Source organism: Pseudomonas moraviensis subsp. stanleyae (assembly GCF_036283065.1).
Classification (GTDB): domain Bacteria; phylum Pseudomonadota; class Gammaproteobacteria; order Pseudomonadales; family Pseudomonadaceae; genus Aquipseudomonas; species Aquipseudomonas stanleyae.
The window spans coordinates 249463-264826 of the sequence record NZ_JAADJI010000001.1; the positions used below are offsets into that span (position 1 = coordinate 249463).

The 15364-nt window shown below is 60.0% G+C and carries 9 protein-coding genes; 4 read left to right on the top strand and 5 right to left on the bottom strand.

The features are described from left to right. The first annotated feature begins 200 nt into the window (after positions 1-200). Both GXB78_RS01000 and msrA read left to right on the top strand, forming a co-directional pair. Positions 201-2897, top strand: a complete 2697-nt coding sequence (locus GXB78_RS01000; protein WP_329513791.1) for a putative bifunctional diguanylate cyclase/phosphodiesterase — start codon at positions 201-203, stop codon at positions 2895-2897. Positions 2898-3075: 178 nt separating this feature from the next. Further along, a complete protein-coding gene (msrA, locus tag GXB78_RS01005) occupies positions 3076-3726 on the top strand; it encodes a peptide-methionine (S)-S-oxide reductase MsrA (RefSeq protein ID WP_329513792.1) in 651 nt (216 codons plus the stop codon). Between the two features lie 126 nt (positions 3727-3852). Here msrA and GXB78_RS01010 read toward each other — a convergent pair whose 3' ends face one another. Continuing rightward, positions 3853-4689, bottom strand: a complete 837-nt coding sequence (locus tag GXB78_RS01010) for a 23S rRNA (adenine(2030)-N(6))-methyltransferase RlmJ (RefSeq protein ID WP_329513793.1) — start codon at positions 4687-4689, stop codon at positions 3853-3855. 422 nt (positions 4690-5111) lie between these two features. Between GXB78_RS01010 and GXB78_RS01015 the strand changes: the two genes are divergently transcribed. Continuing rightward, on the top strand, positions 5112-5522 hold the full coding sequence (locus GXB78_RS01015; RefSeq protein WP_329513794.1) for a hypothetical protein: 411 nt from the start codon (positions 5112-5114) through the stop codon (positions 5520-5522). Positions 5523-5618: 96 nt separating this feature from the next. On the opposite strand, the gene GXB78_RS01020 is transcribed toward GXB78_RS01015, so the two are convergent. From GXB78_RS01020 to putP, 4 genes are all read right to left on the bottom strand, one after another. Then, positions 5619-5939: a hypothetical protein gene (locus GXB78_RS01020; RefSeq protein ID WP_039756751.1), complete on the bottom strand. Its 321-nt coding sequence runs from the start codon at positions 5937-5939 to the stop codon at positions 5619-5621. A gap of 332 nt (positions 5940-6271) precedes the next feature. After that, positions 6272-6985 carry a DUF4123 domain-containing protein gene (locus GXB78_RS01025; protein WP_329513795.1) on the bottom strand — a complete coding sequence of 238 codons (714 nt, stop codon included), beginning with the start codon at positions 6983-6985 and terminating at the stop codon, positions 6272-6274. Then, on the bottom strand, positions 6975-8990 hold the full coding sequence (gene tssI / locus GXB78_RS01030; RefSeq protein WP_329513796.1) for a type VI secretion system Vgr family protein: 2016 nt from the start codon (positions 8988-8990) through the stop codon (positions 6975-6977). The genes GXB78_RS01025 and tssI overlap by 11 nt, the downstream gene beginning before the upstream one ends. Positions 8991-9340: 350 nt before the next feature. Next, a complete protein-coding gene (gene putP, locus GXB78_RS01040) occupies positions 9341-10825 on the bottom strand; it encodes a sodium/proline symporter PutP (RefSeq protein ID WP_329513797.1) in 1485 nt (494 codons plus the stop codon). 458 nt (positions 10826-11283) lie between these two features. Here putP and putA point away from each other — a divergent pair, with 458 nt between their 5' ends. Further along, positions 11284-15237 (top strand): trifunctional transcriptional regulator/proline dehydrogenase/L-glutamate gamma-semialdehyde dehydrogenase, encoded by a 3954-nt coding sequence (gene putA / locus GXB78_RS01045; RefSeq protein ID WP_329513798.1) that lies wholly within the window; start codon positions 11284-11286, stop codon positions 15235-15237. Positions 15238-15364 lie beyond the last annotated feature (127 nt).

A 15364-nucleotide genomic window follows, 5' to 3' on the forward strand; every position in this document is an offset into this window, starting at 1 on the left:
AAGAGCAGTTCAAGGCAGCGATCTTTTGTTCTTTTGCCCCAGACGCTGGAGAAATGTTCACTGCAGCCGACATATTCTTATAGCACTTGGCCTTCATCTCTCTTGTCAGTCGGTGTCGCAATGATGCAACCTTGCCGCAGCCAACAGACAAGAGGGCGAGAGCCCGGCGCATTCAGCATATTTCCAAGCGAGTTCCTTTCATGAAGAGCCAACCCGATGCCGCCAGCCGTATGGCGGCCGAGGTAGTGACGCAGTTGCCTGTGCCCTCGCGGCTCGGCATGCTGCGTTTCGAGCGCTTGAATGAAGCCAGTTGGGCGATGCTGTTCCTCGATCCCAACTGCGAACGCCAGTTCGGCCAGCCGGCCGTCGAGCTCTGCGCCCTGGTCGGCTCGCCCTACGCCAGCCTGATGGAGCCCGAAGCGCGTTATCAACTGCACGACGCGATCCAGCAGCAACTGAGCACCAGCGCGCATTACGTGGTGCGCTACACCCTGCACACCGCCGCCGGGGCGTTGAACATCCTCGAACTGGGCGAAGCCTACAAACAGCACAACCGGCACTTGCTGCGCGGCTATCTGTTGGCGGTCGATGAGGTGTTCGAGGAGAACCAGGCGCTGCCTTCGGTGGATCTGGAAACGCAGAATTCGCGCCTGCAAATCGCCCTTGAGCTGAACCAGCGTGCCCAGCAGGAACAACTGCAGCATCTGGAGCGCGTGCGCGCCCAGCAGGATCTGATTCTGTTGCTCGCCCGCCAGCGCTACAGCACGCACAACTCGCTGCAGGAAGCCGCCGAACTGATCACCCGCTGCGCCTGCGACATCTACGAGATCGACTGCGCCAGCCTGTGGAATCTCGACGGTCAGCGCCTGCTGCCGATTTCCGCCTACCATCGTGCGACCCAGGAATACATCCTGCCGGAGCCGATCGATATCAGCGGCTTCCCCGACTACATGGAAGCGCTGCACAGCAGCCGCGCCATCGATGCGCACAACGCCATGCACGACCCGCGCACCCGCGAGATGGCCGAGGCGATGCGCCCGCGTGACGTCAACGCCATGCTCGACGCCAGCATTCGCGTCGACGGCCAGGTTGTCGGCGTATTGTGTCTGGAACAGACCGGCGCCACCCGCGCCTGGCAGTCCGACGAAATCGCCTTTGCCGGCGAGCTGGCCGACCAGTTCGCACAAGTGATCAACAATCACAACCGGCGCACCGCCACCAGCGCCCTGCACCTGTTTCAGCGCGCGGTCGAGCAAAGCGCCAACGCCTTCTTGCTGGTCAACTGCGACGGCGTGGTCGAGTACGTCAACCCGAGCTTCACCGCGATCACCCAGTACACCACCGAGGAAGTCCACGGTCAGCGCCTGTCGGAACTGCCCGCCCTGGAAAATCTTAGCGAGCTGCTGTTCGATGCGCCCTCGGCGCTGGCCCAGAGCAACAGCTGGCAGGGCGAATTCAAAAGTCGGCGCAAGAACCTCGAACCGTACTGGGGGCAATTGTCGATTTCCAAGGTCTATGGCGATAACCGTGAGCTGACGCATTACATCGGCATCTACGAAGACATCACCCAGACCAAACTCGCGCAGCAACGTATCGAGCGCCTGGCCTACACCGACAACCTGACCAACCTCGGCAACCGTCCGGCATTCATCCGCAATCTCGATGAGCGTTTCGCCCGCGACAGCGATACGCCGATCAGCCTGTTGCTGGTGGACATCGACAATTTCAAGCGGATCAACGACAGCCTCGGCCACCAGACCGGCGACAAACTGTTGATCAGCCTCGCCCGGCGCCTGCGCAACAGCCTCAGCCCGAGTGGCAGCCTCGCGCGTTTTGCCAGTAACGAGTTCGCCGTGTTGCTCGACGACACCGACCTTGAGGCCGGGCAGCAGATCGCCAGTCAGTTGCTGATGACCCTCGACAAGCCGATGTTCGTCGACAATCAGTTGATCAGCGTCACCGGCTCCGTCGGCCTCGCCTGCGCGCCGCTGCACGGGCGCGACCCGCAAACCCTGATGCGTAACGCCGGCCTGGCGCTGCACAAGGCCAAGGCCAACGGTAAACACCAGTTGCAGGTGTTCACCGAAGCGCTGAACGCCGAAGCCAGTTACAAACTGTTCGTCGAGAACAACCTGCGCCGCGCCCTCACGCAGAACGAACTGGACGTGTTCTACCAGCCGAAACTGTGCCTGCGCAGTGGACGTCTGCTGGGCATGGAAGCGCTGCTGCGCTGGAACCACCCGGAGCGCGGCATGATCCGCCCGGACCAGTTCATCAGCGTCGCCGAAGAGACCGGCCTGATCATTCCGATTGGCAAATGGATCGCCCGTCAGGCGTGCCGCATGAGCAAGTCCCTGACCGCTGCCGGCCTGGGCAATCTGCAAGTGGCGATCAACCTGTCGCCGAAACAGTTCTCCGATCCGGATCTGGTCGCCTCGATCGCCAACATCCTCAAGGAAGAAGCGCTGCCGGCCAATCTGCTCGAGCTGGAGCTGACCGAAGGCCTGCTGCTGGAAGCCACCGAAGACACGCATTTGCAGCTCGACCAGCTCAAGCGTCTGGGCCTGACCCTGGCCATGGATGACTTCGGCACCGGTTACTCGTCGCTGAGCTATCTGAAGAAATTCCCGATCGACATCATCAAGATCGATCGCAGCTTCATTCACGAAATTCCGGACAACCAGGACGACATGGAAATCACCTCCGCGGTGATCGCCATGGCCCACAACCTCAAACTCAAGGTCGTCGCCGAAGGCATCGAAACCGCCGAGCAACTGGCGTTCCTGCGCCGGCATCGTTGCGACGTCGGCCAGGGTTATCTGTTCGACCGACCGATTCCCGGTGACGAGCTGATCAAAGCGCTCAGGCGTTACCCGCGCGGGCCGCTCTGTCTCTAAAACACCGTAGATCCCTGTAGGAGCTGCCGAAGGCTGCGATCTTTTGATCTTGTTTTGAAGGACAGATCAAAAGATCGCAGCCTTCGGCAGCTCCTACATTGGATAGTGCGAATTCCGGCATCATTCGGCACACTGGCGGTCTGACTTTTTACCTCCAACCTGACTGAGAGGAACGATCATGGTTCTGCGCTCGGAAATTCTGGTGAACAAAAACGTGCTTCCAACCAAAGAACAAGCCCTGCCCGGCCGCGAAACCCCGATGACGCTGCCGGAAAAACACTTCGTCTTCGAAGACACCCCGCTGCTCGGTCCTTTCTTCCAGGACGTCGACTTTGCGATTTTCGGTCTCGGTTGCTTCTGGGGCGCGGAACGACGCTTCTGGCAGCGCGAAGGTGTGGTCAGCACGGTGGTCGGTTACGCCGGGGGCTTCACGCCGAACCCGACTTATGAAGAAGTCTGCTCCGGCCTGACCGGCCACGCCGAAGTGGTGCTGGTGGTGTATGACAAGGCCAAGGTCAGCTACGAAGAATTGCTGGCGATGTTCTGGGAACTGCACAACCCGACTCAGGGCATGCGTCAGGGCAACGACATCGGCACCCAGTACCGCTCAGTGATCTACGCGACCACACCGGAGCAACTGGATGCCGCGCTGAAGAGCAAAGACCTGTATCAGGCTGAACTGGCCAAGGCCGGCCTGGGTGAAATCAGCACCGAGATCGACCAGGCCCCGACCGTGTACTTTGCCGAGGCCTATCACCAGCAGTATCTGGCGAAAAATCCGGAAGGTTATTGCGGAATCGGCGGCACCGGCGTGTGTATGCCCACTTAAAGTTGCAAGCGGCAAGCTGCAAGCTGCAAGCACTGTGCTCGCTTCAGCTTGTAGCTTGTAGCTTGTAGCTTGTAGCTTGTAGCTTGTAGCTTGTAGCTTGTAGCTTGCAGCTTGCAGCTTGCAGCTTCATTCCGCTATCAACCAATCCATCTGCCACCCGCCCTGGGTCTGCCCCAGCTTCTTCGACAACCACGGCAGCAGCTCACGCAATTCTTCCTCCAGCCCCCACGGCGGATTGGCGATCGCCAGCCCGGAACCGTTCAGGCTGTTCGGCGTGTCCAACGGATGCACCAGCAACTCCACACGCAGCAACTTCGGCGCACCCGTGCCTGCCAGGTCCTGATAGAAACGGCGCAGTGCACGCTGATCCTTCACCGGATACCAGATCGCCGCCACGGTCTGGCGCATGCGGCCGATGGCTTCTTTCATCGACGCTGCACAACGCTGCATCTCGTCCAGTTGCTCGAACGGCGGATCGATCAACATCACCGCCCGCTTCTCCTGCACCGGCAACATCGCCCGCGCCACATGCCAGCCCTCGCCCAGATGCACTTTCACCCGACGATCGCCGGCCATGTTGTCCTTGAGCAACACGCCATCTTCGGGGTGCTTCTCGTTGAGCATCACCCGATCCTGCGGCCGCGTCAGACGCCGCGCCAGTTCCGGCGACCCCGGGTAATAGCGCAACTGGCCATCGGGGTTCATCTCGTGCAGCACCTTCATATAGTCGGCGGTCAGCGCCGGCAGATCCGGCTGACCCCACAACCGCGCAATGCCTTCCAGGTACTCGCCGGTGCGATTGGCCTGATCGCCTTGCAAGTCGTACAGACCGATGCCGGCGTGCGTGTCGAGATAGGCAAACGGCTGTTCCTTGCGCGACATCAGGGCGATGAGGCGGGTCAAGGTCAGGTGTTTGAACACATCGGCGTGATTGCCGGCATGGAAGGCGTGACGATAATTCATGGCTGCTCCTGCGAAGGGCGCAAAGTTTACCTTTTACCGGGCGGCAAGTCAGGGGTTGGCGGCCGAGCGGACAAAAGCCTGCCCTCACCCTAGCCCTCTCCCGGAGGAGAGGGGACTGACGGTGGTGATCTTGCGAGTTACATCGACTTGAATGATCGACGTGATCTCAGGCTTGGCCAAACGAAGGTCACCGCTGAAGTCGCAGGTCGGCGTACAACACCCAGACACCTCGGTCAGTCCCCAGAAAGAACACCACCATCCAGCCTTGGCCAAGCGAAGTTAACCACTGAAGTCGCAGGTCGGCGTACCTCACCCAGGCAACTCGGTCAGTCCCCTCTCCCTCTGGGAGAGGGCTAGGGTGAGGGGCTTTGCTTTTATGGCGTTAAACTGGCTAACCATGAACGACAGGAAGTCAAAAACTCATGCGCTATCTGATCATTTTCCTGCTCAGCCTGATAAACCCATGCCTCGCCCTCGGCGAAACCCATATTGAACAAGCACGTCAGGCACTAAAAAACTATGGCCTGAGCCATTGCGTCCTGAAGCCATTCAACGAACGTTCCGCGATGGCAAACGACGTCGCGCTGTCCGCCAATGCCTATTCGTTCATGGGCAACGGTCTGCATTCCATCCTGCAAAATGAAGACACGCTCCAAGTGCTGCACGACCCCTATAAAGAAACACTGAGCTACGTGTTGGCGGCTTACGAGCAGACACCCTCACGCAGCAAACACTCAAATGAGAAAGTAGTGTTCCTTGCGTGCCTGAAAATCTACAACTCCGAAGCGTTCAACCGCTTTATCAAAACTCAAGATGCCTACATCTCTGACTGACTCACTGATTTCATCAACATCAAAAGATCGCAGCCTTCGGCAGCTCCTATTGATGGTTCCGTGTAGGAGCTGCCGAAGGCTGCGATCTTTTGATCTTCAGGCGGGCAAGCTGCGCAGGCGCTTGCCGATGACGTCCAGCACATCGCAGCCATCGCGCAGTGGGATGGCGCACAGCAATGCAAAGTCGCTGAGGATCACGGAGTCGCATTCGATCGAGCCGCGCATGCACATGTTTTCCAGGACCTGGGCCACGGCGCGAATGCGGTAGTTGGCGGCGTCCATGAGGATGTCGAGGGGCACGTGGGTGTCGATGAACAGGCTGGGCATGTCGCTGCAATTGCCGGTCAGGGCCATGAAGCGGTTGTCGGGGTGGGGGGTGATTTTTTCGTAGGGAGGATCAGTATGCATATTGGCCATTTTTGTCGTTCCATGATTGATTAACGTGAGCCGCCGCCACACCTTCCTACGGGTTTGGGTGGCAGCTGTGCGCAAGAGTAGGAACCGAGCAATCATGGACCTCGGCCACGCCGAAGCGTGTCCCACGCACAGCCGCCGCGAACGATCTTACGAACTTGAAACCAAGTGCCGCAAAAAACCAACGAACTGTAACGTCATGATTGCGGGAGATCCTTCACCCTGTCACCACTCTCGCAGTGACAACGAAAGACTATCCCTGCAACCCACCGCGCACCAGTTCATGAAAACCGCCGCAATTCGAAGGAAACGTCCGAAGCGTTTGCCCCGAAATTTCACTCTGCCTCTGCCAGCAAAAACTCCAGAAGCGCAGATCGTGACGAATCTTCCGACATCGATAATTTGAAAAACTGCCCGATCTTGCAGCGCAGCACCGCCTCGGGAAATGCCTCGAACATGGCCGGTTGCTCCTCGCTCAGCCATTGCAGAACATTGGCGATTAGCACGCCGGCATCAGTCTGCGTCAACACCGATTGCGGCACGCTCCACCACGGAAAGACCCGCCCCGAAACCAGCGCCCGGCCGCCGATTTCAAAGGCTTTCCCATTAACCAAACCTCGCGAGATCACCGGCAGCAATTGCGCGGAATTGACCTCGCCAGCCTGCAAAAGAGGCAGCAAAAACCGACCGTCCCAAAAGCGGAAAAACACCGCCTTACCGTCCGGCATCAGCACTTGAGTCAGGCTGCGAAAATGTTCGACCAGCACTTCAAGATCCGCCGAAGACACCGCCAGCCAACCCCAGTCCCGCGAGTCGGTTTCCGCTACCCAGCGTAAAAACTCACTGTCCGCAGCGACAATTCCCACATAGGGCATCACCGCATCCCACTCGGCATAAATGGTCTCGGCCCAGATCGGATGAGCCGAGCCCTGCCAGGCTTTGAACGCATCGGCGTCGCTGGCACGGCTGAAAATCGCGAACAGCTGTTCCGACGCCAGCAGCGGCTGACGCGCCAGCCAACCTTCGGGGGTTAATACTTCAGGCTGCACAAACACCGTCCTTGCACCGCTCACACTCTTCGCAGAATGGCGCATCACCTTTGAGACTCATGATTTGTGCGGCGGTGAGAATCGCCGCCGGCGCAGCGGCCAGTGTCTCCGGCAATCCCGGCGCCACTGGTGCCGCACTCATTGCTGCCATCGGCGCGCCGCCCACGACAATCGGCACGCTGCTGAAAATCCCGCCGGGGCCGATATTGATCCACTGCCCGCCGGCCTGAATTGTCGCACTCGCGCCGCCATCGATGACCACTTGCTGGCCCGCGCTGATATGGATCTGCGCCGAGGCGCTGGTGGCCTGACTGTTCACCCGAACCTGCTGATCGCCAAGCACGGACAAATGATCATCCTGCCGGACCTCGGTCTGCCGCTGACCATGGGTGATGCGCTGCTCGTCGGCCTTGAGTTCATGCCGGGCAGTGCCGGTGACCACCACACTGCGCTGGTTGTCGACCTGCAGTTGCTGGTCATTGAGCACATGCTGGGTCCAGTTGCGCTGGGCACGCAGGTAGATTTCCTCGGCGCCCTTTTTGTCCTCGATGCGCAGTTCGTTATAGCCGCCACCGCCGGGGCTGCTCTGGCTGCGGAAGATGCTGCGGGTCTTGTCCGCCGGCAGATCCAGCGGCACCGGTGTTGCGGCGTTGGGCAGGCACCCCATGACCAGCGGCTTGTCAGCATCGCCATCGATGAAACCGACCAGCACTTCCATGCCGACGCGCGGAATCAACACGCTGCCGTAGTGATCGTGAGCCCAACCGGTGGCGACGCGCAGCCAGCAACTGGAGTGCTCGTTCAGTTCGCCATCTCGATCCCAGGCCAGTTGCACTTTGACCCGGCCATATTCATCGCAATGGATTTCCAGGTCTTTCGGTCCGGTGACCACGGCGGGCTGGTAACCGGACATGCGCGGCTTGTCCGGCGCCAGTGCCGGGCGAAAGATCACATCCCACGGCGTGGCGACGAAGGTATTGCGGTAACCCTGGAAGGATTCGCCATCACTGGTCACCGACTCCTCAAGCACTTGCGGCTGGCGGCCGCGATGTTCGACGGCAGTGAGCAACCACAGATCGTTCCAGTCGCTGCGCGGATGCTCGGTGAGTTGCAGGAAATGCCCGCAAACCAGTAAGGACTCATCGCTGCTGCCTTCGGCCTGACGGTAATCGGCGACATGCCGTTCAAGCGCGCGGCGGGTCAAGTGTTTGCCGGTTTCGCGATCGTTGAATTGGCCGGGGAAGTGATAGTCCTCCAGCACCGGACGCTGTTCACCATCACTGCGGCTTTGCAGGGACAGCCGCGGCTTTTCGAAGTTGTAGTCGCGCCGGGTAACCACGCTGGTACGGGTTTCCACGCGCACGTTGAAACGTTGAATCGCCGGCGCGCCCGCCGACATGCCGCTGCCCGGCAAATACAGCGTCAGCTCGGGCAGCTTGGGGAATACGGTCTGGTCGTCGCCGAACACCAGCAGATGGCCTTCGGGGCTGTGTTGAAAGTGGTAATGAATCCCGACTTCGGCACACAGGCGCTGGATAAAGGCCAGATCGCTTTCAGCGTATTGCACGCAGTACTCGCGCTGCGGGTATTCGCTGCCGAGGCGAAACTCAAAGGCATCGCGCAGGATCGAATGGTCCTTGAGGATCTGCGTGACGATCTGCGGCACGCTTTGATGCTGGAAAATCCGCTGGTTGATGCGATGGCCGAGATACGTCAGACGCGGGACGAGGCTGAGGTGATAGCGTGTCAGACGTTTCCCGGAATCGCCCTGTCCGACCTGATAAATCTGACCGTGAATACCGCAACCCTGAGCATCAAAACTCAAAAACGCCTGACCGTGCAGCAGGCTTTCCAAATCCAGGTCCGGCCGCTCGCTGACCAGTTCCAGTTCGAAGCGAAAGGGTTGGCTGATGGCTTCCCTGCCCGTGAACTCAAGGACCTTGAGGTCATGCTGGGCGCCTTCGAGGGTCAACGTGAAACGCGGTTGATTGGCAGGCGCGAACATCCGATGTCTCTCTGCAGTGTGAGGGCGGGCGATTCTGCATGAGGGGCAAGGAGTGATGAGCAGGTGACGGGAAATTCAGATTTGCCCTACGTTGTTTGCTGAAAGGACCTGAGAACGCGGCGCCTTCGACTACAGACAAATCTCCAAAACCACCGCCGAACCCTGTGGGAGCGAGCCTGCTCGCGAAGACGGAATGTCAGTCGACATCAACATTGCCTGACACACCGCATTCGCGAGCAGGCTCGCTCCCACACTGGATCTCCACAGGATTCGAGAAATCACAGGCAATAAAAAACGGCCCGCCTCCGGTAGGAGACGGGCCGTTTTCGTGTAAGCCGAAGCTCAGCGCATTACTTGTTCAGGTGGAAGTCTTTTTCCGCTGCCTGGAAACGCTCAACCATGCCGCGAGTCGGCTCACCTGCCTTGCTGACAAAGTAGATGGCCAGGCTGGCGAAGATGAAGCCAGGAATGATTTCGTACAGACCCAGCAGTTCGAAATGCTTCCAGACCACCACGGTGACCGCGCCGACCAGGATACCGGCCAGTGCGCCGTTGCGGGTCATGTCTTTCCAGATGACCGAGATCAGCACGACAGGACCGAACGCAGCGCCGAAACCGGCCCAGGCGTAGGACACCAGGCCCAGTACGCGGTTGTCCGGATTCGCAGCCAGTGCGATAGCGATCAGCGCCACCAGCAGCACCATGGCACGACCAACCCAGACCAGCTCCAGTTGCGAAGCGGACTTGCGCAGGAAGGTCTTGTAAAAGTCTTCGGTCAGCGCGCTCGAGCACACCAGCAACTGGCAGCTCAGGGTGCTCATCACCGCCGCCAGAATCGCCGACAGCAACACCCCGGCAATCCAAGGGTTGAAGAGGATTTTGGCCAGTTCGATGAACACACGCTCGTGGTTCTCGGTCACGGGACCGGCCACTTCCGGGTGTGCCGAGAAGTAAGCGATACCGAAGAAGCCCACCGCCACGGTGCCGCCCAGGCACAGGATCATCCAGGTCATGGAGATGCGACGTGCATTCGCGATCGATTTCACCGAGTCCGCCGCCATGAAACGCGCGAGGATGTGCGGCTGACCGAAGTAACCCAGGCCCCAGCCCAACAGCGAAATCACGCCGATAAAAGTAGTGCCCTTGAGCATGTCGAAATTGCTTGGATCGTTGGCTTCGATCGCCAGGAACGTGGTGTCGACGCCGCCGGTTGCCAGCAGCACGATGATCGGCGTGAGGATCAGCGCGAAAATCATCAGGGTGGCTTGTACGGTGTCGGTCCAGCTTACCGCGAGGAAACCGCCGACAAAGGTGTAGGCAATCGTTGCCGCAGCACCGGCCCACAGCGCCGTCTCGTAGGACATGCCGAAGGTGCTTTCGAACAGACGAGCACCGGCGACGATGCCGGAAGCGCAGTAGATGGTGAAGAACACCAGAATCACCACCGCCGAGATAATCCGCAGCAAGCCGCTTTTATCTTCGAAACGGCTGGAGAAGTAGTCCGGCAGAGTCAGGGCATCGCCGTTGTGCTCGGTCTGCACACGCAGACGGCCGGCGACGAACAGCCAGTTCAGGTAGGCACCGACGATCAGGCCGATGGCGATCCAGCTTTCGGACAGACCGGACATGTAGATGGCGCCCGGCAGGCCCATCAACAACCAGCCACTCATGTCGGAAGCACCGGCCGACAATGCGGTTACGACGCTGCCGAGGCTGCGACCGCCGAGAATATAGTCGGAAAGGTTGTTGGTGGAGCGATAGGCCATGAAGCCGATCAGCACCATTGCTGCGATGTAGATCACGAATGTGATCAGGGTTGGATTGCTTACGCTCATTGAGTTACGCCCTGGCTTTGTTTTTATGTAGCGGCGGTGGTGAACCGCTCGCAAACGACGACGTTTGGCAGACGATCCGGGATCCCGCGCATTTAAGACTGATGTTTCCCCAGGAAAGCCATCAGCCGGTACACCGGGTTATTCCCGGTTGCACCTTGGCGGCGAATGCTATGCAACAAAGCAAATAAGGTGCAACCAGTTTCGCCAGAATTAGTTGCACCCAGTCGGATTAATCGACGATCACCGTGTTTTTGCTCCCTTTTGTGGCAGTCATGGCGCTTTGCTAGAAGCAAAAGCACCAAGCAGGAGCAGCACTTTCGTTCCAGAATTTAATTCCTGACGAGCTGCGTATTATTCCGGCAAAAAAAGGGTTGCACCCGGTTGCACCTCATTCAGCGCACGGCTAATCTTGCGGCCAGCTGATGCCACGCAACTGTGGCAACCATGAGGATAAAAATATGGCTACCACCACCCTTGGGGTCAAACTCGATGACCCGACCCGCGAGCGCCTGAAGGCTGCCGCAACCTCGATTGATCGCACGCCGCACTGGCTGATCAAGCAGGCAATTTTCAATTACCTGGAAAAACTCGAGGGTGGTGCAACCCTGACCGAGTTGAACGGTTTGACCGCCAAAGACGCCGATGACGCAGGCGAAGTGCAGACCGATCACGCTCACCAATGCTTCCTCGAATTCGCCGAAAGCATCCTGCCGCAATCGGTTCTGCGTGCTTCGATCACCGCCGCCTACCGCCGCCCCGAGCCGGAAGTGGTGCCAATGCTGATCGAACAGGCGCGCCTGCCAGCCCCGATGGCCGAAGCTACCAACAAGCTCGCTGCGACCATCGCGGAAAAACTGCGCAACCAGAAAAGTGCCGGCGGTCGTGCCGGTATTGTCCAGGGCCTGCTGCAGGAATTCTCCCTGTCGTCCCAGGAAGGCGTGGCGCTGATGTGTCTTGCCGAAGCGCTGCTGCGTATCCCTGACAAGGGCACTCGCGATGCGCTGATTCGCGACAAGATCAGCACCGGCAACTGGCATCCGCACCTGGGCAATAGCCCTTCGCTGTTCGTCAACGCTGCGACTTGGGGCCTGCTGCTGACCGGCAAACTGGTTTCCACTCACAACGAAGCCGGCCTGACTTCTTCGCTGAGCCGCATCATTGGCAAGAGCGGCGAGCCGATGATCCGCAAGGGCGTCGACATGGCCATGCGCCTGATGGGCGAGCAGTTCGTCACCGGCGAAACCATCGCCGAAGCGCTGGCCAATGCGAGCAAGTTCGAAGCCAAGGGCTTCCGCTATTCCTACGACATGCTCGGTGAAGCGGCACTCACCGAAGTCGACGCGCAGAAATACCTGGCGTCGTACGAACAGGCGATCCACTCGATCGGCAAAGCCTCCCACGGCCGTGGGATTTATGAAGGCCCGGGCATCTCCATCAAGCTCTCGGCGCTGCACCCGCGTTACAGCCGTGCGCAGTACGAGCGTGTGATGGACGAGCTGTACCCGCGCCTGCTGTCGCTGACCCTGCTGGCCAAGCAATACGACATCGGCCTGAACATCGACGCCGAAGAAGCGGACCGTCTCGAGCTGTCGTTGGATCTGCTTGAGCGTCTGTGCTTCGAGCCGCAGCTGACTGGCTGGAACGGCATCGGTTTCGTTATCCAGGCCTACCAGAAGCGTTGCCCGTACGTGATCGACTACGTGATCGATCTGGCCCGCCGCAGCCGCCATCGCCTGATGATCCGTCTGGTAAAAGGCGCGTACTGGGACAGCGAAATCAAACGCGCCCAGGTCGAGGGTCTGGAAGGCTATCCGGTCTACACCCGCAAGGTGTACACCGACGTTTCCTACATTGCTTGCGCACGCAAACTGCTGTCGGTGCCGGAAGTCATCTACCCGCAATTCGCCACGCACAACGCCCACACCCTGTCGGCGATCTATCACATCGCCGGTCAGAACTATTACCCGGGCCAGTACGAATTCCAGTGCCTGCACGGCATGGGCGAACCGCTCTACGAACAGGTTGTGGGCAAGGTTTCCGAAGGCAAGCTGAACCGTCCGTGCCGCGTGTACGCTCCGGTCGGCACTCACGAAACCCTGCTGGCGTACCTGGTGCGTCGTCTGCTGGAAAACGGCGCCAACACCTCGTTCGTCAACCGCATCGCCGACCAGTCGATTTCGATTCAGGAACTGGTCGCCGATCCGGTTGCGCAGATTGAGCAGATGGCCACCGTGGAAGGAGGTTTCGGCCTGCCGCACCCGCGCATTCCGCTGCCGCGTGACCTGTACGGTGCCGAGCGCGCCAACTCCAGCGGCATCGACATGGCCAACGAACATCGTCTGGCCTCGCTGTCCTGCGCCCTCCTCGCCACTGCGCACAACGACTGGAAAGCTGCGCCGATGCTCGGTTGCGCTTCCAGCAACGAAACGCCGGTTGCCGTGCTGAATCCGGCCGATCACCGCGATGTGGTCGGTCATGTTCAAGAAGCTACGGTTGAAGATGTCGACAACGCCATTCAATGCGCACTGAACGCCGCGCCGATCTGGCAGGCCACCCCGCCGGCCGAACGTGCGGCGATTCTGGAACGCGCCGCTGACTTGATGGAAGGCGAAATCCAGCCGCTGATGGGCCTGCTGGCTCGCGAAGCCGGCAAGACCTTCGCCAACGCCATCGCCGAAGTGCGCGAAGCGGTCGACTTCCTGCGTTATTACGCAGTGCAGGCGCGCAATGACTTCAGCAATGACGCCCACCGCCCACTGGGTCCGGTCGTATGTATCAGCCCGTGGAACTTCCCGCTGGCGATCTTCAGCGGCCAGGTCGCTGCGGCACTGGCCGCCGGTAACCCGGTACTGGCCAAACCTGCCGAGCAGACTCCGCTGGTCGCCGCGCAGGCCGTGCGCCTGATGCTCGAAGCCGGCATTCCGGAAGGCGTGCTGCAACTGCTGCCGGGTCGCGGTGAAACCGTCGGCGCCGGTCTGGTAGGCGACGAGCGCGTCAAAGGCGTGATGTTCACCGGTTCCACCGAAGTCGCGCGTTTGCTGCAACGCAACATCGCTGGTCGCCTCGACAGCCAGGGTCGTCCGATTCCGCTGATCGCCGAAACCGGTGGCCAGAACGCGATGATCGTCGATTCCTCGGCGCTGACTGAACAAGTCGTGATCGACGTAGTGTCGTCGGCCTTCGACAGTGCCGGTCAGCGCTGCTCGGCGCTGCGCGTCCTGTGCCTGCAGGAAGATTCCGCCGATCGCGTCATCGAAATGCTCAAAGGTGCCATGGCTGAAAGCCGCCTCGGCAACCCGGAGCGTCTGTCCGTGGACATCGGCCCGGTGATCGACGCCGAAGCCAAGGCCGGCATCGACAAGCACATCCAGGGCATGCGCGATAAAGGTCGCAATGTTTACCAGGTTGCGATTGCCGACAGTGAAGAGGTCAAACGCGGCACCTTCGTCATGCCGACCCTGATCGAACTGGAAAGCTTCGACGAACTGCAACGCGAAATCTTCGGACCGGTGCTGCACGTGGTGCGCTACAAGCGCAAAGAGCTGGATCAACTGATCGGCCAGATCAACGCCTCCGGTTATGGCCTGACGCTGGGTGTGCACACGCGCATCGACGAGACCATCGCCAAGGTGATCGACAACGTCAACGCCGGTAACGTCTACGTCAACCGCAACATCGTCGGTGCCGTGGTCGGCGTGCAGCCGTTCGGCGGCGAAGGCCTGTCGGGTACTGGCCCGAAAGCCGGCGGCCCGCTGTATCTGTACCGTCTGCTGTCGACGCGTCCGACCGATGCCATCGAACAATCCTTCGCTCGCGGTGACGCCATCGTCGCTCCGGACGTGCGTTTGCGCGATGCCATGAGCCAATCGTTGAACGCCCTGAAAGCCTGGGCCGACAACAACAAGTTCGCCGATCTGAGCACCCTGTGCGTGCAATACGCGGCGCAATCGCAGAGCGGCATCACCCGCGTGCTGGCCGGCCCGACCGGCGAGAAAAACAGCTACGCCATCCTGCCGCGCGAGCACGTGCTGTGCCTGGCGGAAGTTGAAGGTGATCTGCTGACGCAACTGGCGGCGGTGCTGGCAGTGGGCGGTTCGGCGGTGTGGCCGGAAACCGAGTTGACCAAGGCCTTGTTCGCCCGTTTGCCGAAAGAAGTCCAGGCACGGATCAAGCGCGTTGCCGACTGGAACAAGGACGAGGTGGTGTTCGATGCCGTGCTGCATCACGGCCATTCCGACCAGTTGCGCGGCGTCTGCCAGCAGATCGCCCAGCGTGGCGGCGCAATCGTTGGCGTTCAGGGCCTGTCCCAGGGCGAAACCAACATTGCCCTGGAGCGCCTGGTGATCGAGCGTGCTTTGAGCGTCAACACCGCGGCGGCGGGCGGTAATGCCAGTTTGATGACGATCGGATAAAAGCAGCTACAAGCTTCGAGCGACAAGCTGCAAGTAAAAGCAAACTGCCCTTGCTTGCAGCTTGAAGCTTGTGGCTTGTGCCGCCCCATCACCCTTATCTATCTTCCTTCCCCATTTTTATGGGCCT